Consider the following 21,960-nt stretch of genomic DNA (forward strand, 5'->3'; position numbering starts at 1 on the left):
GATGCTAACTCTGTTGCTGCGCTTGTTGGTCGGCGCGCTGGCGCTGGCTGCGACGAATGGCCTGGTCGAGTGCGGACAGGAACGCCGAGCGGTCGCGCGGCGTGAAGCCGCGCGGCCCGCCCGTCACCTCGCCGGACGAGCGCAGGTCGGTCATCAGGTTGCGCACGGCCAGTGCCATTCCGATCGATTCCTCTGTGAACGCCTTGCCGTTGGGGGCAATGACGGCTGCGCCCAGCTTGACGCAGCGGCTCGCCAGCGGGATGTCCGACGTGATCACGATATCGCCCGTCCTGGCGCGCTCGGCGATCCAGTCGTCGGCGGCATCCATGCCCGAGCCGGCCGCGATGCGCTCGATCAGCGGGTCCTGCGGCACACGGATGAAATTGCCGGCGACCACGCTGACCGGCACGCCATGCCGGAGCGCGACCCGGTAGATCTCGTCCTTCACCGGACAGGCGTCGGCGTCGACATAGATTCTGATAGGGGCGAGTTCGGTGGTTTCGGTCGTCATCGGGCCATCTGTTCGAATGGCCGGTTGGTACCCTATCGCAAGCCAAATTGCGAGCCGAACGCGCCGCTTGCCAGGACCTTTCCGGCGGTTACCATCGCCCAAAATGGGCGAAACGGAGGTGTTCATGACGGGGTCGATCACGACCTATGCGGTCGAGGCGTTCAACACGGCCAAACAGTCCGAGAACAAGATGCATGACGACGGTGTGGCGCGCCGCTTCGGCTTCTCCGGTGGCCTCGTGCCCGGTGTCGAGGTGCTGGCTTATATGCTGCATCAGCCGGTGGCGCGCTGGGGCCGGGCGTTCCTCGAGCGCGGCCTGATCGAGGCGCGCTTCATCAAGCCGGTCTATGACGGCGAGATCGCCGAGGTCCGCGCGAGCGAGGCGGGCGATGGGCTCAGCCTCGAGGTGATGAGCAAAGGCGAGCTTTGCGCCACCGGTTCCGCGTCGCTGCCGGCGTCGGCGCCTGATGTCGCATTGGCGGAGTATCGCGATGTTCCGGCCGTCGGCGTGCGGCCGCCGGTTAGCGCGGAGTCGTTCGCGGTGGGCAGCTGGCTCGGCACCGCGCCCCGCGCGTGGCCGGGGCAGGCGGCCACGACCTATCTCGCCGAGATCCGCGAGTCCGATCCGATCTATGCCGGCGGGCGGCTCGGTCATCCCGGCATCCTGCAGCGGGTGATGAACCGGTTGCTCGTCGACAATGTCGTCCTCGGACCCTGGATTCACGTCGGCAGCCGGATGCAATTGCTGTCGGCGATCGAGGAGACCGACGAGATCACCGCGCGCGGCCGCGTGATCGCGAACTACGACAAGAAGGGCCATCGCTTTGTCGAGATCGACGCGCTGGTGGTGGCGAATGGCAGCCGCGCGCTGGCGCATTGTCATCATGTCGCAATCTACCAGCCGCGCGTGCAGGCGGCGGCGTAGCGGGTAGAACCGGTAAGAGGCACGTGGCATCCACAAAACAGCTGTCATGCTCCGCGAAGGCGGAGCATCCAGTACGCTGTGAACTCTCTGTTGATCACAGTCGCCTCGGCGTACTGGATCGTCCGCCTGCGCGGACGATGACAGTTGAGATTGGGGCACGCTGGTCGCCCCACACTCCCGTCATTGCTAGCGCAGCGAAGCAATCCAGAGTGTTGCCGCGGAGGCAGTCTGGATTGCTTCGCTGCGCTCGCAATGACGCCGTCTTTCGACAACTACTCGTCATGCCCGGGCATGTCCTGCCTGCGCGGCCGAAGCCGCTTCGGCGCGGCGAAGGCCCGGGCATCCACGTCTTTCCTCGCTCGGGGCTCGTGGATGGCCGGGTCAAGCCCGGCCATGACGAGAGAATTGCCGTGATGTGAGGCCGCGCTGTTCCGTGCAGCGCTGCACTGTCCGCACGCCGCACTGGTCCACGTTGACCAACTACGCCGCCCTGGTTGCCTTGCCGTCCTGGATCGCGCGCCAGAGCTTCTCGGTGGTCAGCGGCATGTCGAGATGCTTCACGCCGTAGTCCGACAACGCGTCGATCACGGCATTGATCACTGAGGCCATCGAGCCGGCGCAGCCGGCCTCGCCGCAGCCCTTGGTGCCCAGCGGATTGCTCTTGGCGGGCACCGGATGGTTGTCGACCGTCATCATCGGCACGTCGGAGGCGCGCGGCAGCGCGTAGTCCATCAGCGAGCCCGTGATCGGCTGGCCGCTCTCGTCGTAGCGCAGGTGCTCCATCAGCGCCTGGCCGATGCCCTGGGCGACGCCGCCATGCAGCTGGCCGGCGACGATCATCGGATTGATGACCGTACCGAAATCGTTGATGGCGGTATAGGCGACGATCTGCGCCACGCCGGTGTCCGGCTCGACCTCGACCTCGCAGACATGGCAGCCATTGGGGAAGGTCGACTCGGTCACGGTCGAGTTGTGGTCGACGTCGAGCGAGGCCGGCACGCCGTCGGGCATCTTGCCCTCGCGCATGCGGCGCGCCAGCTCCATGATGTCGATGCTGCGGTCGGTGCCCGCGATCGTGAACCGGCCGTTGTTGAACTCGATGTCGGCCTCTGACGCTTCGAGCAGATGCGCGGCGGCCTGCTTGCCCTTGGCGATCACGAGCTGCGAGGACTCGACGATGGCCTGGCCGGTCGCGGTGATCGAGCGCGAGCCGCCGGTGCCGTTGCCGAACCGCACCAGATCAGAGTCGCTCTGCTCCAGCCGGACCTTCTCGAAGGGCACGCCGAGCTCTGCCGACAGCACCTGCGCGAACGGCGTGGCATGGCCCTGGCCGTAATCGAGCGTGCCGGTCGTCAAGGTCACGCCGCCGTCGGCATCGAAGGTGATCTTACCGAGCTCGCCTGACGGCGGCGCGGTGACCTCGAGATAGGAGCCGACCGCGATGCCGCGCAGCTTGCCGGCCTTGCGGCTCTCGCGCTTGCGCTTGGCGAACCCGGCGTAATCCGAGACCTCCAGCGCCTTCTCGAAGACAGCGGCGAAATCGCCGGAATCATAGGTGACGCCCGACGCCGCCGGGAACGGCATCTGGCTCGGCTTGATGAAGTTGCGCTTGCGGATCGTCAGCCGGTCGATGCCCATCTCGCGCGCGGCGGTGTCGATCAGCCGCTCCATGAAATAGTTGGCCTCGGGGCGGCCGGCACCGCGATAGGCGCCCATCAGGGTAACGTTGGTCAACACGGTCTTGATATCGACGCCGAGCAGCGGCGTCTTGTAGACGCTGGCGAGATTCTTGCCGGTGTTGAGCGACAGCGGCAGCGGCGCCACGCCCATGATGTAGGCGCCGAGATTGCCGTAGCCGGAGAGATGCACGGCGAGGAACTTGCCGTCGGCGGCGAGCGCCAGCTCGCCATGGATGATCTGGTCGCGGCCCTGGCTGTCGGACAGGAAGCTCGTGGTGCGCTCGTCGCGCCACTTCACGGGCCGGCCGAGCTGCTTCGCGGCATGCAGGATGCAGACATATTCGGGATAGGAGACGTTCTTCATCCCGAACGAGCCGCCGACATTGGTGGTGAGGATGCGGACCTTCTCCGGCGCGACGTTGAGGATCTTGGCGAGCGTCGCCTTGTTCCCCGAAACGCCCTGCGTCGGCACCTGCAGGGTGAAGCGCTCGGTCTTGCCGTCGAACGCGGCGAGCGCCACGCGCGGCTCCATCGACACCACGGCGACGCGGGTGTTGACGATGTCGAGCTTGGTCACGTGTGCGGCCTTGGCGAAGGCCTCCTCGATCCTGGCGGCGTCGCCATAATGATAGTCGAGCGCGACGTTGTTCGGGATGTGATCATAGAGCTGGGGCGCGCCCGGCTTGGCCGCTTCCTCCGCATTGGTCACCGCGGGCAGGGGCTCGATGTCGAGCTCGACCGCCTCCGCGGCGTCACGGGCCTGAGCGAGGGTCTCCGCCACCACGAAGGCGACGGGGTCGCCGACGAAACGCACCTTGTCGCTGGTGAGCGCGGCGCGGTTGGTCTGCAGCAGCGGCGAGCCGTCCCGGCCCTTCAGCGGCAGGCCGCAAGTGAAGGGGCCGTAATTGGCGCCGGCGAGGTCGGCGCCGGTCCACACCCCGAGCACGCCCGGCATCGTCTTGGCCGCACTGGTGTCGATCCCCTTGATGACGCCGTGGGCGTGGCTGGAGCGCACGATCCAGGCATGAGCCTGGCCGGGCAGGTTGACATCGTCGGTATATTTGCCGTGACCGCGGACCAGCGTGTCATCCTCTTTGCGCCGGACCGGCTGCCCGACGCCGTATTTCTGCAGCGCGATCGCGTTTTCGAGGGCCGGGGAGGTGTGATCTTGCATGGATTGAGGATCCGGAAGCTGGATTGGTCGCAAATGCGGGCTGTTCCCAGATAGTGCAGCGCCCGCGGCCGGACAACGGTTGATTAGGAATGGTGCATCACGCCTGACGGAGGGGCTGTTGCGCCGGCGCTATCCACTGATAATGTCTCATGAAAGAGAACTTCCATCTGGGCCGGTTCGGCCAGCGGAAAGACATTTGAATGATCAATGACACGCGGCTGCGGGAGAGTCCGACGCCGCGCGGGAACCTGGAGCCCGGCTTGCGTCCGGGTCTGGACGTCGCGACGCCTTCCTGCGCCAGCAATGGCAGCAGCGTCTACGCGGCACTGGACCTCGGAACCAACAATTGCCGGCTCCTGATCGCCTGTCCCTCTGGCGACAGTTTCCGCGTGGTCGACTCCTTCTCGCGCATCGTCCGGCTGGGCGAGGGCATCTCGACCACCGGCTGCATCAGCGATGCGGCGATGGATCGCGCCATCGCCGCCCTCAGCATCTGCCGGGACAAGATCCAGTCGAAGAAGGCGCGGCGGTTGCGCCTGATCGCGACCGAGGCCTGCCGCGCCGCCTCCAATGCCGAGGGGTTCCGCAGCCGGGTGGCGGCCGAGACCGGCATCGAGCTCGAGGTGATCGACCGCGAGACCGAGGCGGCGCTGGCTGTCAAAGGCTGCTCGCCGCTGCTCGATCCGGTCGGGCGAGGCGCCATCCTGTTCGACATCGGCGGTGGTTCCAGCGAGTTGGTCCGGATCGAACGTAATCCGGCCGATCGCACCGCCGAACCGCGGATCAAGGCCTGGATGTCGATTCCGCTCGGGGTCGTCACCCTGGCCGAGCGCTTCGGCGGCCGTGACGTCACGCCGGAGGTCTATGCCGGCATGGTCGAAGCGGTGGCCGGGCACGTCGGCCCGTTCGCGGCCGAGCATGGCGGCGATCTCGGCGGCATGCATCTGCTCGGCACATCCGGCACGGTGACGACGCTCGCCGGCATTCATCTCAATCTGGCCCGCTATGACCGTCGCCGGGTCGACGGCATCTGGATCAACGACGCCGACATCACCGCGACCATCGCGCGGCTGCTGGCGATGAGCTATCAGCAGCGGGCCGAGAACAACTGCATCAGCATCGACCGGGCTGACCTCGTGCTCGCGGGCTGCGCCATCCTCGATGCGATCCGCCAGGCGTTCCCGCTGCCGCGGCTGCGCGTCGCCGACCGCGGCCTGCGCGAGGGCATGCTGGTCGAGATGATGCGCGAGGACGGCGCGCTCAGGACAGCGTAGCGTCTTCACCCTCCCCTGGAGGGGGAGGGGCGGCTCACATTGAGCGAAGCGAGATGTGAGACGGGGTGGGGTGAGTCACACGGGCAGTCTTGCCGTGGCTTCACCCCACCCCGATCGCTCGCTTCGCTCCCGATCGACCCTCCCCCTCCAGGGGAGGGTGGACGTCCAATCTGCTGTTGTCGCCTCGCGGATCGTTCGGTCCCGTCGACGCAGCACAGGTCACGATACAGAGACCCACATGGCAAAAGACACCACCGGCCGCATGCATGTGCAGGTCAAGACAGGGGGCAAGCGCAAGCTGTCCTCCAAGCTCTGGCTGGAGCGCCAGCTCAACGATCCCTATGTCGCGCAAGCCAAGCGCGACGGCTATCGCTCGCGCGCGGCCTACAAGCTGATCGAGATCGACGACAAATACCGTCTGCTCAAGCCCGGCATGACCGTTGTCGATCTCGGCGCGGCGCCCGGCGGCTGGAGCCAGATCGCAGGCAGGCGCGTCGGCGCCGAGGCGGGGAAGGGCCGGGTGATCGCGATCGACCTCCTGGAGATGGGCGAGATCCCCGGCGTCACCTTCACGCAGCTCGATTTCCACGCCCAGGATGCGCCGGAGAAGCTGACGGCGATGATCGGCGGCCGTGCCGATGTCGTGATGTCGGACATGGCGGCCAACACCACCGGCCACCGCAAGACCGACCAGCTGCGCATCGTCGGCCTGGTCGAGCTCGCCGCGCATTTCGCCAGCGAGGTGCTGAAGCCGGGCGGCAGCTTTCTCGCCAAGACGTTCCAGAGCGGTGCGGACGCCGACCTGATGACCCAGCTCAAGCGCGATTTCGCCACCGTGCGTCACGTCAAGCCGGCGTCGAGCCGCCAGGATTCGTCGGAACGCTACGTGCTGGCGATGGGCTTTCGGGGCGAGGACGCCGAGGTGTTGTAACGGCGTCATTGCGACCGGTCCGCCCGGGCGGTACAGACCTGAAGCAAGACGCAAATACGATCTGAGTCTTGCTGAATCTTGGCGCCCGTCCGGCGCCGGCGAGATGAGGTTCCGGAGGTTCTGATGCGTGTCCTGGCCTGGAGCGCTCTCGCGCTCACCCTGATGGTGGTTCCGGCTCACGCCCAGACCTACGATCCGCGCTATCCCGTGTGCATGAAGCTCTATGCCGGTCCGCTCGACGGCGGCGAGTGGATCGATTGCAGCTTCACGTCGCTGCCGCAATGCCGCGCGACGGCGTCGGGCCGGCCGGCTGTCTGCGATCTCAATCCGTTCTTCGCGCCGCCGCCGCCGCGCCGCGCGCATCGGCGGCATGGCTGAAACATTTCATGACGGTACGGCCGTTGCCGCGCCGCAATCGAACTGAAGATTCGAGACCTCGTATCAATCGGGCTTCCGAGATGCCGCATCGTTTCATCGTTTCGATCGTGATGCTCCTGCTGCTGGTGCCCGCAATCGCTTTTGCCGCGCCCACGCATAAGCGCAAGCCACCGCGCTGGCAGGGCTACGGCTTCCTGCCCGGCTACAAGCAGCCGCCCAACAACAGCCTGCCGCTCTATGCCGACAAGGAGGCCATGCGCAACGGGCCCCGCGGCAGCCGGCGCAACTGGTACATCGACGGCACGCCGAAATATCTCCTCTATAACGGCGAGTGGCATTATTTCGGCCAGCCCGGCTTCTATCGCGGCCATTACAATGGCGGCAGCTTCGGCCCGTGCTGGACGCGGACGCCGGTTGGCGCGGTCTGGACCTGCGGATAGGCCTCTGAGACCGCAATCGGCTGCACCGGTCGAGCGCATGTGGGGTGCGCTCTCCTGTCGCATGCGGATGCCTTGAACGCACCCTCTGCAGCTGTAGGCTTTTGGCGTGTCTTGAGAATTCGAGAGCGGACCCGGCCGCCACGCGCCTGTTCTGTGTCCGCACAGGACACGCCGTCGTGCTAGCTGGCCACTTTCGAGGGGCAGGACAGTCACAAGACAAGAAACGTGAGCCGCTTGCCGGCTGTGGAGGGGTCCCTTGAATTCGTTCCGTGCGCGCCTGTTCGGCGCAGCCATCGTGTTGACGTCGCTGGCCGGTGGTCCGGCCATTGCCCAGCAGCTCGAGCTCAAGGTGATGGCGCCGGCCGCGCCCGGCGGCGGCTGGGATCAGACCGCGCGGGCCATGCAGCAGGCCTTCGTCGCCTCCGGTGTGGCGCGCAGCGTCCAGGTCACCAACGTCGCCGGCGCCGGCGGCACCGTCGGCATCGCGCAGTTTGTCAATGGCGCCAAGGGCGACGGCAATCAGCTGATGGTCAACGGCTTCGTCATGGTCGGCGCGCTCGCCATGAACAAGTCGCCGGTGACCTTGGAGCAGGTCACGCCGATCGCGCGGCTCACCGAGGAGATCCAGGTCATCGTCGTGCCGGCCGCTTCGCCGATCAAGACCGCGCAGGATCTCGCGGCTGCGCTGAAGGCCGACATCGCCAAGGTGACGTTTGCGGGCGGCTCGGCCGGCGGCGTCGACCATGTGATGGCGGCGCTGTTCGCCGGCACCGTCGGTGCCGACGCCAAGAAGGTCAACTACATCCCGTTCTCGGGCGGTGGCGAGTCGCTGGCCGCCATCCTCGGTGGCAAGGTCACCGCGGGCATTTCCGGCCTGTCCGAATATGACGGGCAGATCAAGAGCGGCAAGCTGCGCGCGATCGGCGTGTCCTCGGAGAACCGCATTCCCGGCGTCGACATCCCGACCTTCAAGGAGCAGGGCATCGATCTCGTGCTCGCCAACTGGCGCTCGGTCATGGCCCCCCCGGGCATCACTGCGGAGCAGCGCAAGACGCTCAGCGACGCGGTCGAGAAGATGGTGAAGTCGGACGCGTGGCGCGACATCCTCAAGCAGAAGGGCTGGGACGACGCCTATCTGCCCGGCGACGCTTTCTCCGACTTCCTGAAGAAGGAGAACGTCCGCGTCACCGACGTGCTGAAGTCGGTCGGCCTCGTCAAGTCATGACACCGGACAGCGCTGGCACCGAGACTCCTGCCTCGGGAGGCGTCGACAAGGCCGGCATCGTCATCGCGGCGCTGCTGGCGGCGGTCGCGCTGGTGCTGGTCTATGACGCCAACCAGATCCCGGCGACGACGATGTACGGCATGGGCCCGCAGGTCATGCCGGTCGTGATCGCGATCGGGCTCGGCATTCTTGCACTGGCCAATCTGATCGATGCCGTCAGAGGCAACCTGCCCCCGCGCGAGAGCGCCGATCCGATGGCGGTGCTGCTGATCCTCGCTGGCCTTGCGCTCTTGATCATGATCATCGGTTTCGGTGGCGGTTTCATTCTGGCCACCACCACTTTGTTCGTGACGACATCGGCCGCGTTCGGGAGGCGCGCCTACGTCACCGATCTCATCATCGGCGCCGTGCTGACGACCGCGATCTATCTCGCTTTCGATCGCCTCCTGACCCTGAGCCTTCCCGCCGGTCCTCTCGAAAGACTGCTCTGATGGACACCTTTGTCGCGCTCGCGCATGGGATGGCGATCGCCGTCCAGCCCATGAACCTGCTCTATGCGCTGATCGGCGTGTTCCTCGGCACCGCGGTCGGCGTGCTGCCGGGCATCGGGCCCGCGCTCACCGTCGCGCTGCTGCTGCCGGTCACCTACAAGCTCGATCCCGGCGGCTCGCTGATCATGTTCGCGGGCATCTACTATGGCGGCATGTATGGCGGGTCGACTACGGCGATCCTGATCAACACCCCCGGCGAGAGCGCCTCGATGGCGACCGCCCTGGAGGGCAACAAGATGGCCAAGGCCGGCCGCGGCGGCCCGGCGCTGGCGACCTCGGCGATCGGCTCCTTCGTCGCCGGCACCATCGCCACCATCGGCCTTGCATTCCTGTCGCCGTACCTCGTCGACATCGCCGTGCGCTTCGGGCCGGAAGATTACTTCGCGCTGATGTGCGTCGCCTTCGTCACGGTGTCCGCGACGTTCGGCGATTCACCCGTGCGCGGGCTCACCAGCCTGTTCATCGGACTGACGCTCGGGCTCATCGGCATCGACAAGCTCACTGGGCAGGCGCGGCTTGCCTTCGGCGTGCCGGAACTGCTCGACGGCGTCGAGGTGACGACCTTGGCGGTCGGCCTGTTCGCGGTCGGCGAGGCGCTCTACGTCGCCTCGCGCCGCCACCACACCGAGGAGAAGATCGAGGCCATCAAAGGCTCGCTGTGGATGACGCGCGAGGACTGGAAGCGGTCGTGGAAACCGTGGCTGCGCGGCACGTTGCTCGGCTTTCCAATCGGCGCGCTGCCGGCGGGCGGCGCCGAGATTCCGACCTTCCTGTCCTATTCGACGGAGCGGCGGCTGACGAAATATCCGGAGCAGTTCGGCAAGGGCGCGATCGAGGGTGTCGCCGGGCCCGAAGCCGCCAACAACGCCTCTGCCGCGGGCACCTTGGTGCCGTTGCTGACGCTTGGCCTGCCGACATCGGCAACGGCCGCGATGATGCTCGCCGGCTTCCAGCAATACGGCCTCAATCCGGGACCGCTGCTGTTCGCCGAACGTCCGGATCTGGTCTGGGGCCTGATCGCGAGCCTGTTCATCGCCAACACGATGCTGCTGGTGCTCAACCTGCCGCTGGTCGGCCTGTGGGTGAAGCTGCTCGCGATCCCGACGCCCTGGCTCTACGCCGGCATCCTCGTGTTCGCGACCATGGGCACCATCGCGGCGAAACCGTCTGTCGTCGAGCTCTCGATGCTGGCCGGTTTCGGCGTGCTCGGCTTCCTGATGCGCCGCTTTGATTTTCCCATTGCGCCGGTCGTGGTCGGCTTGATCCTCGGACCGATCGCGGAGAGCCAGCTGCGGCGCGCGCTCGCGATCAGTCTCGGCGATCCCATGACGCTGTTGCAATCCCCGATCTCCGCGACGCTCCTGGCCGTTGCGCTGATTGCGCTGATCGCCCCGTTCGTGTTGAAAGGGCTCGGCCGCTTCAAGGCGAACGAGGATTGACGGCGCAGCTCGCGGATGAGCCGTCTGCCGCGCCGCGTCAGAGGGATGATCCGATGAGTTGGCGCGCTGCCGTCGCCGTTACTCTGGCATTGTTGGCGAGCGGTCGTCCGGCGGCTGCGGGTTCAGTCGAGGAGCGGCCGTTCTGCGACGGTCTGGCGCGGGCTGTCGCCGTGCCGCTTCGCGTGGCCGACGCGGTCTTTCTCCGCAGCTATGAACCTGCGGCCGACGAACGCCGCCTGCCGGCGCCGCTGGCGACGACCGCCTTCGTCTATGACAACGCGCTCGTCGCGATCGCGCTGGTCGCCTGCGGTCGGGTGACCGAGGCAAGAGCGATCGGAGAGGCCTTGGTTCTTGCCGCCTCGCGCGATCGCACCTTTACCGACGGGCGCATCCGCAATGCCTACCGCGCCGGACCGATCTATGATGAGGCGCCGCTGCTGCCGGGCTGGTGGGACGATCGCGCCGGGCTGTGGGCCGAGGATGCTGCGCAGGACGGCAGCTCGACCGGCAATGTCGCCTGGGCGGCCCTCGCTTTGCTGACGCTGCACCAGGCGACCGGTGAGCAGACGTTTCTGTCCGCCGCGCGGCGCGCGATGGACTGGGTGATGACCACCACGTCCTGCGGACCCGACGGCTACTGTGGAGGAGTCCACGGCTACGATCCGCAGCAGGTCCGGCTGACCTGGTCGTCCACCGAGCACAATGTCGACGTCTACGCGGTGTCGCGCTGGTTGTTTCGCTTGACCGGCGAGGCGCGTTACGACGACGCCGCGAAACGGGCGCGACGGCTGCTCGATCGCGCCTTTCGCGGCGATCATTTCAGCCTCGGCACCAAGCCCGATGGCAGCCCCGCGGATGACAGCCTGCTTGCGCTCGATGTCCAGCTCTGGCCGTGGATGGCGGTGCCCGATGCGCCGCGCGCCTGGCGTGATGCGCTCGGCTTCGCACAGGCGCATCTCGCCGTCGATGGCGGCTTCGACTTCAATGGCGACCGCGACGGCGTCTGGGTCGAGGGCACGGCGCAGGCGGCCATGGCCTATCGGCTCGTCGGCGATCGTGCGATGCATGAGCGCCTGATGAAGGGGATGCGCGCCGATCAGGTCGGATCCGGGCTGCTCAACGCCACGCGCAGCCGGCGTGTGACGACGGGCCTGTCGATCGATCCGACCGGCACCACGCCCGACTTCTTCTACTATCGGCGGCCTCACCTTGGCGCGACGGCCTGGGCGGCGCTGGCCGAAACTGGATGGAATCCGTTTATCGGCGCTGTAGTCCCCTGACGTCCACGCTCCCGTCCGGGGATTGCGTGCGATCGGCTGCGGAGGCGCTCCAATCGCAGCGGATCCGGAATGCGAGCTGTGCGCCGAGCGCGCTCTTGCGAACGAAGCTATTTGTCCGCTGCGGCAGAACCGGTGTGGCCGCAGTACGCCGGAACCAAGCTTCTCGAAGAGTTGAAAAAAAATCGGCGGACGTCGTCACGCGGAGCGCGTAGCTTTACGGAGAAAGCGCTGCGCGGTGGCTCGAGGGTCGTCATGATCAATCTCAATCGACGCAATGTCTTGGTTGGAATGGGAGCGGCGCTGTTGACGGGAAACCCGTCACACGCCGAAGTTTCTGCGTCGGATATTGCGCAGCGCCTCGCCGAGGCCGAGCAGGCGGGCCGCGTGTTTGGTCTCCATGCGCTTCTGGCGAGCCAGGGTGGCCGGCTCGTGTTCGAGCATTATGGCAAGGGTGAAGATTGGGCGCGTGGCCGGCCGCTCGGTACGGTCGCGTTCGCGCCCGACGTGTTGCACGACCTGCGCTCGGTGTCGAAGAGTGTGGTCGGGCTGGCCTACGGGATTGCGCTGGCCGAGGGGCGGGTGCCTCCGCCCGAGGCCAGTCTCTATGCGCAGTTTCCCGAATATTCCGATCTCGCCGGTCAACCCGGGCGTGACCGGCTGACAATCCACAATGTGCTCAGCATGACGCTTGGATTGCAATGGGATGAAAGCACCGTTCCCTATGGCAATCCGGCCAACAGCGAGGACGCGATGGATGCCGCGCCCGACCGCTTCCGTTTCATTCTGGACCGGCCGATCGTCGCCGAGCCGGGGGCAAGGTGGATCTATTGCGGCGGCGCCACCGCGCTGCTCGGACAGTTGATCGCCAAAGGAACTGGCGATGATCTGCCTACATATTGTCAGCGTGTCCTGTTTGGTCCGCTGCAGTTTGGCGGGTTCGAGTGGCATCGCGACAGGCGCGGCGATCCCATTGCCGCCTCCGGTCTCAGATTGTTGCCGCCCGATCTCGTCAAGATCGGGCGGCTCATGCAGGCCGGTGGCCGCTGGGACGGACGTCAGATCGTGCCGGCGGAATGGGTCAAGCGCATCACGACGCCTGTTGTGACGATCGACCGTGAACGGTCCTATGGCTATCAATGGTATATGGGCGACATCGCGGCGGGCGCGTCATCGGATCACTGGTTCGGCGGCAATGGCTGGGGAGGGCAGCGCCTCTACGTATTCCCCAGCCACGACCTCGCCGTCGTGATCCACTGTGGCAATTACGGAAAACCGGGGCGCGAGCAGCAGCGCGTCGTCGCGGCAATCATGGCTGAGGTTGTGCTGCCGAGCTTCGTGTCCCGGACCTGACGTCTGCTTCCGGGCGGAGAGGCCGCCGCACGTCGACGTCGAGGCTGGCGATGTCGCGCTGGCGACTCGCCGCGACAATGGCGCGAGGACAGGTTGGCCGGCCAACTACCCGAGCCGCTGATCCCGCGCATCCTGCGTGGTCTCGCTCGCGGTCTTGGTCGCCGCCTTTTCCTTGCCCTTCTCGGCGCCCTTGCGGCTTGCGATCGCCGCGACCTTGCGGCCCGAGATCTCGCTGCCGGCATCGTCCGGCATCTGCCAGAAGAAGATCGAGGACAGCGCCGAGGTGATGGCGACGACGATGAAGGCCGGCGCGAAGGAGGAGGCGGTGATCTGGCTCGCCTGATGCATCCACATCGTGGTCTCGACCGAGAATGCGCCGACCGCGACACCGGCCGAGATCGCGAGCTGCTGGTTGACGCTGGTGAGCGTCGTGGCGCGGCTCATCTGCGCCGTCTCGACTTCGGCATAGGCGACGGTGTTGATCGCGGTGAACTGCAGCGAGCGGAAGAAGCCGCCGACGACCAGGATGATCAGGATCAGCATCAGCGGCGTCGCCGGCGTGAACAGCGCGCAGGCCGCGAGGAAGACCGAGCTGACCACGGCATTCACGGTCATCAGATAGCGGAAGCCGAAGGCGCGGATGATGCGCGCCGCCAGCGCCTTCATGCCCATCGCACCGGCCGAGGAGCCGAAGGTGACGAGGCCGGACTGGAACGGCGACAGGCCGAAGCCGATCTGCATCAACAGCGGCAGCAGGAACGGCAGCGCGCCGATGCCGAGCCGGAACATGAAGCCGCCGACGATCGAGGCGCGCAAGGTCGGCAGCCGCAGCAGCGAGAAATCCAGCACCGGCGAGTTGGTGCGGCGGGAGTGCCGGACGTAGAGCGTCATCGCGATGGCGCCGATCGCGACCAGGCTCGCGACGACCGACCACGGCAGCAGGTTCAGGCCGGCGACGGAGAGCCCGAAGGCGAGCCCGGCAAGGCCGATGCCCGCGAGCACCATTCCATACAAGTCGAATGGTTCGGGATTGTCGCTCTTGATCGGATCGATGAAGCGCAACGCCATCACGATGCCGACGATGCCGATCGGGATGTTGATCAGGAAGATCCAGTGCCAGGAGAAATAGGTGGTGATGAAGCCGCCGACCGGCGGCCCGATCACCGGGCCGATCAGCGCCGGGATCGTGACCCAGGCCATCGCGCCGACCAGCGCGCTCTTGTCGACCGAGCGCAACAGCACGAGCCGGCCCACCGGCGTCATCATCGCCCCGCCCATGCCCTGCAGGATACGGGCGAACACGAAGTTCTCGACCGAATTGGCGAGCGCGCACCCGATCGAGCCGATCATGAACACGAAGACGGCACTGGAGAACACCCGCCGCGCGCCGAACCGGTCGGCGGTCCAGCCGCTCGCGGGGATGAATACCGCCAGCGACAGCAGGTAGGAGGTGATGGCGAGCTTCAGGGTCAGCGGGCTGGTGCCGATGTCGCGGGCGATCGCCGGCAGCGAGGTGGCGATGACCGTGGAATCCATGTTCTCCATGAACAGGGCGGTGGCGACGATCAGCGGAATGACGCGTTGCTTGTTCATACGGGTGTCGGTGGGGGAGGGGCAGGACAGGCGGGCGCTGCGGCTTTATCACCCTGCGCTTGCGCAGGCCATTGCACTGGCCGCATGGCCGCCTAAATCCTGCGCGACGCTGCGGCGTTCCGTTTGGAGACGTGCCGGATGATCTACCTGCTTGCCGCATTGGTGCCGCCGCTGGGGCTGCTGTTCAACGGCCAGCCGTTTGCGGCCATCTTCAACCTGCTGCTATCAGTGGTCTGCATCATTCTTGGCTTGTTCTTCCACTTTCTCCTGCTGGTGCCGTCGGCGCATGCCCTGATCGCGGTGCACATGCGGCGAGAGGACCGCCGGCACCGCGAGGTGGTCGATGCGATCAGGCGCTACGGGCCGCCGCCGAGCGCCTGGCGCTGAGGACGCGCCAGCCTCGCGGCGCGGAATTTCTGCTCCGGAATCGGGTCGTCCGCGATCTTTTGTTACGCCTGCCGCGCGATTGACGCCGTGCGGCGGCCGTCCTTCGCCATCGCGGGATGACGGCGCGAGGGCCCTTTGATTCGTCACAGGCCCATGCTATCGACCCGCGTCAACCCCCTCCGATGGGCACCGATTCGACGGCGAGGCATGGTCTCGACGGCGGCGCCGCTCATCCGTATCAGCATCGCGGCCGTTTACGTCCGCAGACAAGGAGTTGACGATGGCGACCGTGCAGAGTCTTCGCGAAGCCTTTACCTTCGACGACGTGCTCTTGAAGCCGGGCCTGTCGGATGTCTTGCCGTCCGAGGTCGACATCCGCTCCCGCGTGACCCGCGAGATCCCGCTCAACATTCCGATCATGGCCTCCGCCATGGATACCGTCACCGAGGCGCGCATGGCGATCGCCATGGCGCAGGCCGGCGGTGTCGGGGTCATCCACCGCAATTTCGATCCCGACGGCCAGGCGGCCCAGGTGCGCCAGGTCAAGAAGTTCGAGTCGGGCATGGTGGTCAACCCGCTGACCATCGCGCCGGAGGCGACGCTGGCCGACGCGATGGCGCTGATGAAGGATTACGGCTTCTCCGGCATTCCGGTGGTGACCGGCGGCGGCAAGGGGATCCCCGGCAAGCTGGTCGGCATCCTCACCAACCGCGACGTGCGCTTCGCCACCGATCCGCGCCAGAAGATCTCCGAGCTGATGACGCATGAGAACCTCGTCACGGTGCGCGAGGGCGTCGGCCAGGACGAGGCCAAGAAGATCCTGCACAAGCACCGCATCGAGAAGCTGCTGGTCGTCGACGAGCACTATCGCTGCGTCGGCCTGATCACCGTCAAGGACATGGAGAAGGCGGTCGCCCATCCGCTCGCCTGCAAGGACGGCCAGGGCCGCCTGCGCGTGGCGGCTGCGACCACCGTCGGCGAGGGCGGCTTCGAGCGCACCGAGAAGCTGATCGAGGCCGGCGTCGATCTCATCGTGGTCGACACCGCGCATGGCCATTCCGCGCGCGTGCTCGAGGCGGTCAACCGCATCAAGCGGATCTCCAACGCCGTGCAGGTCATCGCCGGCAACATCGCCACCCGTGACGGCGCGCAGGCGCTGATCGACGCCGGCGCTGACGCGGTCAAGGTCGGCATCGGCCCGGGCTCGATCTGCACCACGCGCATCGTCGCCGGCGTCGGCGTGCCGCAGCTCACCGCGATCATGGATGCGGTCGAGGCGGCCAAGAAGGCCGACGTGCCTGTCATCGCCGATGGCGGCATCAAGTTCTCCGGCGACCTCGCCAAGGCGCTCGCCGCCGGCGCCGATGTCGCCATGGTCGGCTCGCTGCTTGCCGGCACCGACGAGACGCCCGGCGAAGTGTTCCTGTGGCAAGGCCGCTCCTACAAGGCCTATCGCGGCATGGGCTCGGTCGGCGCGATGGCGCGCGGCTCGGCCGACCGCTATTTCCAGCAGGACATCAAGGACACCTTGAAGCTGGTGCCGGAGGGCATCGAGGGTCAGGTGCCGTACAAGGGCCCGGTCGGCAACGTCATGCACCAGCTCGCCGGCGGCCTGCGCGCCGCCATGGGCTATGTCGGCGCCAAGGATCTCGCCGAATTCCACGGCAAGGCCGAGTTCGTCCGCATCACCGGCGCGGGCCTGCGCGAGAGCCACGTGCATGACGTCACGATTACGCGCGAAAGCCCGAACTATCCGGGCGGGGCGTAAGATACGGCGGCGCCACTCGCGCCGTCATTCCGGGGCAGTCCGACGCGACATGTCGCGGCGGGCTGAACCCGGAATCTCGATATTGTCTTGCGCAATCACGTTTGCGCATCACCTCTGGATTCCGGGTTCGCGCTGACGCGCGTCCCGGAATGACGGAGGAGAGATCATCCTTCCGTCGGCAACGATAAGAACATCAGGAGGAAACACCCATGTCCCAAGCCAAGCGCATCGTTCTCGCCGCCCGCCCGGTCGGCGAGCCCAAGCCCTCCGACTTCCGCCTCGAGGACTATGCCGTGCCGACGCCGGGTGCCGGCGAGGTGCTGCTGCGCACGATCTGGCTGTCGCTCGATCCCTATATGCGCGGGCGGATGAGCGACGGGCCGTCCTATGCCCAGCCGGTGCCGGTCGGCGGCGTGATGGAAGCGGGGACCGTGTGCGAGGTGGTGGCCTCGAACAATCCGGGCTTCGCGGCCGGTGACATCGTGCTGGCCCGCGCGGGCTGGCAGACGCATGCGATCTCCGACGGCCGTGGCCTCGCCAAGGTCGACCCCAAGCTGGCGCCGATCTCGACCGCGGTCGGCGTGCTCGGCATGCCCGGCATGACGGCGTACACCGGCCTGCTCGACATCGGCCAGCCCAAGCCGGGCGAGACCGTCGTGGTCGCCGCGGCCTCCGGCGCGGTCGGCTCGGCGGTCGGCCAGATCGCCAGGATCAAGGGCGCCCGCGCCATCGGCATCGCCGGCGGCAAGGACAAATGCGACTACGTGAAGCGTGAGTTCGGCTTCGACGACTGTCTCGACCATCGCGACCCTGATCTCGCCGCCAAGCTGAAGGACGCGTGCCCCAAGGGCATCGACGTCTATTTCGAGAATGTCGGCGGTCCGGTGTTCGAGGCGGTGTTCCCGCTGTTCAACGCCTTTGCCCGCATGCCCGTCTGCGGCCTGATCGCCCATTACAACGACACCCAGTCGGTGGCGCCGAAATGGGCCGGCGCGATGATGCGCAACGTGCTGACCAAGCGGCTCACCATCCGCGGCTTCATCGTCAGCGACTTCGCCAGCCGCCATGGCGACTTCCTGAAGGACATGTCGGGCTGGGTCCGGGACGGCAAGGTCAAGTACAAGGAGTTCGTCACCGAGGGCCTGGAGAACGCGCCTGATGCGTTCATGGGCCTCCTGAAGGGCGCCAATTTCGGCAAGCAGCTGGTGCGGGTCGGGCCGGACAAGGCGTGACGCCACACCTGATGTAAAAGTTCAGGCCAACGCGAAAAACGCGGGAACCATGATGGCTTATCGGGAGTCCTGAGGGAACCGGTTCAATCTTAAGGGCCCGGCATCGCGCCGGGCCCAAAGACTTTCCAGGGGGATTTTCGATGTCGCTCACCATGGTTCTGCTGCCCGTCTTCGTGCAGGTCGGGCTCACCTTTGCGCTCCTGTTGTGGAACAGGAGCCGCGCCACGCCGGCCGACGCAGCCGACGAGTTCGGCCTGCCGACGCTGTTCTACGCCCTGATCGCGCTGGCGCTGCCGCTGCGCCATGCCGATCTGGTCATCGTGCTCTTGTCCTGGGTCTTCGTGGTGACCCGTTTTGCCAACGCCGGGCTGGTCAGCGGCGCCAAGGACAGCCGCCAGCGCGGGCTGGCCTGGCTTGCCGGGGTACTGGTGTTGCTGGCGATGTGGCTGTATTTCGCCCTCAAGATGTTGCTTCTGCTCTAGCTTTGGAATTCCTGGAATGACCCCCGCCGCCCGGCTGTCCGCCGCCATCGACATCATCGAGTCCATCGAAGCCCAGCGGGCGCCGGCGGCCAAGGCCCTCAAGGACTGGGGCACCAGTCATCGCTTCGCCGGCTCCGGCGACCGCGCCGCTATCGCCGGCCTGGTCTGGGACGTGCTGCGCCGCCGCGCCTCCAGCGCCTATGTGATGGAGGACGATACGGCGCGGGCGCGCGTGCTCGGCATGCTCAAGCTCGAGCGCGGCCTCGATGTTGCGACCATCGCCGCGATGTGCGACGGCAGCCGCTTCGCGCCGCCGCCGCTCACCGCCCAGGAGGAGAGCGCGCTCGCCTCGCGCACCACCGCCGGCGCGCCGCCGCCCGTCGCCGGCGACTATCCCGATTGGCTCGACCCGTATCTCGCCGCCGTATTCGGCGACGACCGCGTCGCCGAGGCCATGGCGATGGCCAGCCGCGCGCCGCTCGATCTGCGCGTCAACACGCTGAAGGCCAAGCGCGAGAAGGTGCAGGCCTCGCTCAAGCATCTCGGCGCCGTGCCGACGCCGTGGTCGCCGCTGGGCTTGCGCATCGCGCTCGGGGCCGACGCGCGCAATCCCGGCGTTCATGCCGAGGAGGATTTCATCAAGGGTGCGGTTGAAGTCCAGGACGAGGGCTCGCAGCTCGCGGCGCTGTTCACCGCGGCCAAGCCCGGCGAGCAGGTCATCGATCTCTGCGCCGGCGCCGGCGGCAAGACCCTGGCGCTGGCGGCGATGATGGGCGGCAAGGGCCGGCTGATCGCGACCGACCACGACAAGCGCCAGCTCGCGCCCATCCACGAGCGGCTGTCGCGCGCCGGCGTCCACAATGCCGATGTGCGCAGCCCGAAGGGCGACGCCGACCCGCTCGCCGACATCAGGGCGTCGGCCGATCTGGTCGTGATCGACGCTCCCTGCACGGGCACCGGCACCTGGCGCCGCAACCCCGACGCCAAATGGCGCATGCGCCCCGGCGCGCTCGAGATCCGCCTGAAGGACCAGGCCGAAGTGCTTGATCGCGCGGCATCCCTGGTCAAGCCCGGCGGCCGCATCGCCTACATCACCTGCTCGGTGCTGCACCCGGAGAACGGCGACCAGGTCCGCGCCTTCATCGCCCGCCACCCGGCGTTTGCCATCCAGCCCCCCGATCAGACCGCCACCGTCCTCTGGGACAAGGCCGAGGCCTTCGCCGAGGCAGCGCTGAAGTCGGACGAGGGCTGGCTGATGACCCCCCGCCGGACGGGGACCGACGGGTTCTTCGTGTCGGTGCTGAAGAAGCAGGCCTAAGCCCCACCCACCGCCGTCATTGCGAGCGAAGCGAAGCAATCCAGGGCTGCGCGCGGCACTCTGGATTGCTTCGCTTCGCTCGCAATGACGGGGTAGGCGGCCGTGATCCTCTCCGCTGTCGTCCCGGGCAAGCCCCTCGCGCGCAGCGCGTGGGGCGCCGACCCGGGACCCAAACGCCGCGGCCGTCGTGAGGCGCGAGCTGGAGCGGCCAGCGTGCCCCGACCCGCATCCTGTGGTTATGGATCCCGGCTCGGCGCGGACCGGCGCAATGCTTGCGCATTGCCCCAGTCCGCTTGGCCGGGACGACAGCGGTGGGTGACGACGCACCGGTGAATCGCCCGCTTGCAAGGGTTGCGAGTCCTCCCGCCTCGGCGTAATTGCTTGCCATGACAGCCCAAGACAACTTCCCCCCCAAATCCCCCGACACATCCGCCGGCCAGGACCTCTCCGTGGCCGCGCTCCACGACAAGATCCTGATCGTCGATTTCGGCAGCCAGGTCACGCAGCTGATCGCGCGCCGGGTGCGCGAGGACGGCGTGTATTGCGAGATCGTGCCGTTCCAGAAGGCGGAGGCCGCCTTCCGCGAGATGCAGCCGAAGGCCGTGATCCTGTCCGGCGGGCCGGGATCGGTCCATGAGGAAGGCTCGCCGCGCGCGCCGCAGCTGATCTTCGAGTCCGGCGTGCCCGTGCTCGGCATCTGCTACGGCCAGATGACCTTGGCCGCCCAGCTCGGCGGCACCGTCGAGGGCGGCCACCACCGCGAGTTCGGCCGTGCCGACGTCGAGGTCAAGACGACGAGCCGCCTGTTCGAGGGCGTCTGGCAGACCGGCGAGCAGCACCAGGTGTGGATGAGCCATGGCGACCGCATCACGCAGATGCCGCCGGGCTTCTCGGTGGCCGGCGTCTCGCCGAACGCGCCGTTCGCCGTGATCCAGGACGAGGCGCGCAGATATTACGGCCTGATGTTCCACCCCGAGGTGGTGCACACGCCCGACGGCGCCAAGCTGATCCGCAACTTCGTCCGCAACATCGCCGGCCTCGGCGGCGACTGGACCATGCACGCCTTCCGCGCGGAGGAGATCAAGAAGATCCGCGCGCAGGTGGGCAAGGGCAAGGTGATCTGCGGCCTCTCCGGCGGCGTCGATTCGGCCGTCGCCGCCGTGCTGATCCACGAGGCGATCGGCGACCAGCTCACCTGCGTGTTCGTCGATCACGGCCTCTTGCGTCTCAACGAGGCCGAGACCGTCGTCGATCTGTTCCGGCACCACTACAACATCCCGCTGGTGCATGTGGACGCCTCAAAACTGTTCCTCGGCGAACTCGCAGGCGTCACCGACCCCGAGCAGAAGCGCAAGACCATCGGCAAACTCTTCATCGACGTGTTCGATGCCGAGGCGAAGAAGATCGGCGGCGCCGATTTCCTGGCGCAAGGCACGCTCTATCCCGACGTGATCGAGAGCGTCTCCTTCACGGGCGGGCCCTCGGTGACCATCAAGTCGCACCACAATGTCGGCGGTCTCCCTGCGCGCATGAACATGAAGCTGGTCGAGCCGCTGCGCGAATTGTTCAAGGACGAGGTCCGCGTGCTCGGCCGCGAGCTCGGCCTTCCCGACGTGTTCGTCGGCCGCCACCCGTTCCCGGGCCCCGGCCTCGCCATCCGCTGCCCCGGCGAGATCACCGTCGACAAGCTCGACATCCTGCGCAAGGCCGACGCCATCTACATCGACGAGATCCGCAAGGCCGGCCTCTACGACACCATCTGGCAGGCTTTTGCGGTGCTGCTCCCGGTCAAGACCGTCGGCGTCATGGGCGACGGCCGCACCTACGACTACGTCGTGGGCCTGCGCGCGGTGACTTCGACGGACGGCATGACGGCGGATTTCTATCCGTTCGACATGAAGTTTTTGGGCAATACGGCCACGCGCATCATCAACGAGGTGAAGGGCGTGAATCGGGTGGTGTATGACGTGACGAGCAAGCCGCCGGGGACGATTGAGTGGGAGTAAATCAAGCTAAAATCTGC

General features: G+C 66.9%; 19 protein-coding genes. 16 read left to right on the forward strand and 3 right to left on the reverse strand.

What is annotated here, in order from left to right; all coding sequences use genetic code 11:
• Nucleotides 1-4 precede the first annotated feature (4 nt).
• Entirely contained in the window at nucleotides 5-511 is a 507-nt protein-coding gene (locus tag LQG66_RS01565; protein WP_231327661.1) for a YaiI/YqxD family protein, read from the reverse strand.
• 124 nt (nucleotides 512-635) lie between these two features.
• On the opposite strand from LQG66_RS01565, the gene LQG66_RS01570 reads away from it, so the two are divergent.
• The gene (locus LQG66_RS01570; RefSeq protein WP_231322665.1) at nucleotides 636-1,436 is read left to right on the forward strand and encodes a hypothetical protein; all 801 of its coding nucleotides are present in this window, start codon (nucleotides 636-638) and stop codon (nucleotides 1,434-1,436) included.
• 480 nt (nucleotides 1,437-1,916) lie between these two features.
• Here the strand turns inward: LQG66_RS01570 and LQG66_RS01575 are convergent, their stop codons facing one another.
• Nucleotides 1,917-4,289: a xanthine dehydrogenase family protein molybdopterin-binding subunit gene (locus LQG66_RS01575; protein WP_231322667.1), complete on the reverse strand. Its 2,373-nt coding sequence runs from the start codon at nucleotides 4,287-4,289 to the stop codon at nucleotides 1,917-1,919.
• A gap of 200 nt (nucleotides 4,290-4,489) precedes the next feature.
• On the opposite strand from LQG66_RS01575, the gene LQG66_RS01580 reads away from it, so the two are divergent.
• The 9 genes from LQG66_RS01580 to LQG66_RS01620 all read left to right on the forward strand — a co-directional run bounded on the left by LQG66_RS01580 (nucleotide 4,490) and on the right by LQG66_RS01620 (nucleotide 13,157).
• Nucleotides 4,490-5,563 (forward strand): Ppx/GppA phosphatase family protein, encoded by a 1,074-nt coding sequence (locus LQG66_RS01580; RefSeq protein ID WP_231322669.1) that lies wholly within the window; start codon nucleotides 4,490-4,492, stop codon nucleotides 5,561-5,563.
• Between the two features lie 238 nt (nucleotides 5,564-5,801).
• Nucleotides 5,802-6,494, forward strand: coding sequence for an RlmE family RNA methyltransferase (locus LQG66_RS01585; protein ID WP_231322671.1), 693 nt, complete (start codon nucleotides 5,802-5,804; stop codon nucleotides 6,492-6,494).
• 123 nt (nucleotides 6,495-6,617) lie between these two features.
• Complete coding sequence (locus LQG66_RS01590; RefSeq protein ID WP_231322673.1) at nucleotides 6,618-6,872, forward strand: DUF3551 domain-containing protein; 255 nt, start codon at nucleotides 6,618-6,620, stop codon at nucleotides 6,870-6,872.
• 80 nt (nucleotides 6,873-6,952) lie between these two features.
• Nucleotides 6,953-7,312, forward strand: coding sequence for a hypothetical protein (locus tag LQG66_RS01595; protein WP_231322675.1), 360 nt, complete (start codon nucleotides 6,953-6,955; stop codon nucleotides 7,310-7,312).
• A gap of 256 nt (nucleotides 7,313-7,568) precedes the next feature.
• Nucleotides 7,569-8,537 (forward strand): Bug family tripartite tricarboxylate transporter substrate binding protein, encoded by a 969-nt coding sequence (locus tag LQG66_RS01600; protein ID WP_231322677.1) that lies wholly within the window; start codon nucleotides 7,569-7,571, stop codon nucleotides 8,535-8,537.
• Nucleotides 8,534-9,028, forward strand: a complete 495-nt coding sequence (locus tag LQG66_RS01605) for a tripartite tricarboxylate transporter TctB family protein (protein WP_231322679.1) — start codon at nucleotides 8,534-8,536, stop codon at nucleotides 9,026-9,028. Before LQG66_RS01600 ends, LQG66_RS01605 begins: the two co-directional genes overlap by 4 nt.
• Nucleotides 9,028-10,527: a tripartite tricarboxylate transporter permease gene (locus LQG66_RS01610; protein WP_231322681.1), complete on the forward strand. Its 1,500-nt coding sequence runs from the start codon at nucleotides 9,028-9,030 to the stop codon at nucleotides 10,525-10,527. The genes LQG66_RS01605 and LQG66_RS01610 overlap by 1 nt, the downstream gene beginning before the upstream one ends.
• 53 nt (nucleotides 10,528-10,580) lie before the next feature.
• Nucleotides 10,581-11,807 carry a glycoside hydrolase family 127 protein gene (locus tag LQG66_RS01615; protein ID WP_231322685.1) on the forward strand — a complete coding sequence of 409 codons (1,227 nt, stop codon included), beginning with the start codon at nucleotides 10,581-10,583 and terminating at the stop codon, nucleotides 11,805-11,807.
• A gap of 111 nt (nucleotides 11,808-11,918) precedes the next feature.
• A complete protein-coding gene (locus tag LQG66_RS01620) occupies nucleotides 11,919-13,157 on the forward strand; it encodes a serine hydrolase domain-containing protein (protein WP_231322687.1) in 1,239 nt (412 codons plus the stop codon).
• A 105-nt stretch (nucleotides 13,158-13,262) separates the two neighbouring features.
• On the opposite strand, the gene LQG66_RS01625 is transcribed toward LQG66_RS01620, so the two are convergent.
• Nucleotides 13,263-14,750 carry a DHA2 family efflux MFS transporter permease subunit gene (locus LQG66_RS01625; RefSeq protein ID WP_231322689.1) on the reverse strand — a complete coding sequence of 496 codons (1,488 nt, stop codon included), beginning with the start codon at nucleotides 14,748-14,750 and terminating at the stop codon, nucleotides 13,263-13,265.
• Between the two features lie 138 nt (nucleotides 14,751-14,888).
• Between LQG66_RS01625 and LQG66_RS01630 the strand changes: the two genes are divergently transcribed.
• The 6 genes from LQG66_RS01630 to guaA all read left to right on the forward strand — a co-directional run bounded on the left by LQG66_RS01630 (nucleotide 14,889) and on the right by guaA (nucleotide 21,943).
• A complete protein-coding gene (locus LQG66_RS01630) occupies nucleotides 14,889-15,137 on the forward strand; it encodes a hypothetical protein (RefSeq protein WP_231322691.1) in 249 nt (82 codons plus the stop codon).
• 280 nt (nucleotides 15,138-15,417) lie between these two features.
• Nucleotides 15,418-16,905 (forward strand): IMP dehydrogenase, encoded by a 1,488-nt coding sequence (gene guaB / locus LQG66_RS01635; protein WP_231322694.1) that lies wholly within the window; start codon nucleotides 15,418-15,420, stop codon nucleotides 16,903-16,905.
• A gap of 209 nt (nucleotides 16,906-17,114) precedes the next feature.
• Nucleotides 17,115-18,137: an NADP-dependent oxidoreductase gene (locus LQG66_RS01640; protein ID WP_231322696.1), complete on the forward strand. Its 1,023-nt coding sequence runs from the start codon at nucleotides 17,115-17,117 to the stop codon at nucleotides 18,135-18,137.
• Nucleotides 18,138-18,277: 140 nt separating this feature from the next.
• A complete protein-coding gene (locus LQG66_RS01645) occupies nucleotides 18,278-18,619 on the forward strand; it encodes an MAPEG family protein (protein ID WP_231322699.1) in 342 nt (113 codons plus the stop codon).
• A gap of 16 nt (nucleotides 18,620-18,635) precedes the next feature.
• Nucleotides 18,636-19,937 carry an RsmB/NOP family class I SAM-dependent RNA methyltransferase gene (locus tag LQG66_RS01650; protein WP_231322701.1) on the forward strand — a complete coding sequence of 434 codons (1,302 nt, stop codon included), beginning with the start codon at nucleotides 18,636-18,638 and terminating at the stop codon, nucleotides 19,935-19,937.
• Nucleotides 19,938-20,323: 386 nt separating this feature from the next.
• Nucleotides 20,324-21,943: a glutamine-hydrolyzing GMP synthase gene (guaA, locus tag LQG66_RS01655; RefSeq protein ID WP_231322704.1), complete on the forward strand. Its 1,620-nt coding sequence runs from the start codon at nucleotides 20,324-20,326 to the stop codon at nucleotides 21,941-21,943.
• The last annotated feature ends 17 nt before the right edge of the window (nucleotides 21,944-21,960 follow it).

It is taken from the genome of Bradyrhizobium ontarionense, assembly GCF_021088345.1.
GTDB classification, from domain to species: domain Bacteria; phylum Pseudomonadota; class Alphaproteobacteria; order Rhizobiales; family Xanthobacteraceae; genus Bradyrhizobium; species Bradyrhizobium ontarionense.

Bases quoted from the DNA above. Each gene is read 5' to 3' on its own strand.
- LQG66_RS01565 (WP_231327661.1), bottom strand. From the start codon at position 511: ATGACGACCGAAACCACCGAACTCGCCCCTATCAGAATCTATGTCGAC.
- LQG66_RS01570 (WP_231322665.1), top strand. From the start codon at position 636: ATGACGGGGTCGATCACGACCTATGCGGTCGAGGCGTTCAACACGGCC.
- LQG66_RS01575 (WP_231322667.1), bottom strand. From the start codon at position 4,289: ATGCAAGATCACACCTCCCCGGCCCTCGAAAACGCGATCGCGCTGCAG.
- LQG66_RS01580 (WP_231322669.1), top strand. From the start codon at position 4,490: ATGATCAATGACACGCGGCTGCGGGAGAGTCCGACGCCGCGCGGGAAC.
- LQG66_RS01585 (WP_231322671.1), top strand. From the start codon at position 5,802: ATGGCAAAAGACACCACCGGCCGCATGCATGTGCAGGTCAAGACAGGG.
- LQG66_RS01590 (WP_231322673.1), top strand. From the start codon at position 6,618: ATGCGTGTCCTGGCCTGGAGCGCTCTCGCGCTCACCCTGATGGTGGTT.
- LQG66_RS01595 (WP_231322675.1), top strand. From the start codon at position 6,953: ATGCCGCATCGTTTCATCGTTTCGATCGTGATGCTCCTGCTGCTGGTG.
- LQG66_RS01605 (WP_231322679.1), top strand. From the start codon at position 8,534: ATGACACCGGACAGCGCTGGCACCGAGACTCCTGCCTCGGGAGGCGTC.
- LQG66_RS01610 (WP_231322681.1), top strand. From the start codon at position 9,028: ATGGACACCTTTGTCGCGCTCGCGCATGGGATGGCGATCGCCGTCCAG.
- LQG66_RS01615 (WP_231322685.1), top strand. From the start codon at position 10,581: ATGAGTTGGCGCGCTGCCGTCGCCGTTACTCTGGCATTGTTGGCGAGC.
- LQG66_RS01625 (WP_231322689.1), bottom strand. From the start codon at position 14,750: ATGAACAAGCAACGCGTCATTCCGCTGATCGTCGCCACCGCCCTGTTC.
- LQG66_RS01630 (WP_231322691.1), top strand. From the start codon at position 14,889: ATGATCTACCTGCTTGCCGCATTGGTGCCGCCGCTGGGGCTGCTGTTC.
- guaB (WP_231322694.1), top strand. From the start codon at position 15,418: ATGGCGACCGTGCAGAGTCTTCGCGAAGCCTTTACCTTCGACGACGTG.
- LQG66_RS01640 (WP_231322696.1), top strand. From the start codon at position 17,115: ATGTCCCAAGCCAAGCGCATCGTTCTCGCCGCCCGCCCGGTCGGCGAG.
- LQG66_RS01645 (WP_231322699.1), top strand. From the start codon at position 18,278: ATGTCGCTCACCATGGTTCTGCTGCCCGTCTTCGTGCAGGTCGGGCTC.
- LQG66_RS01650 (WP_231322701.1), top strand. From the start codon at position 18,636: ATGACCCCCGCCGCCCGGCTGTCCGCCGCCATCGACATCATCGAGTCC.
- guaA (WP_231322704.1), top strand. From the start codon at position 20,324: ATGACAGCCCAAGACAACTTCCCCCCCAAATCCCCCGACACATCCGCC.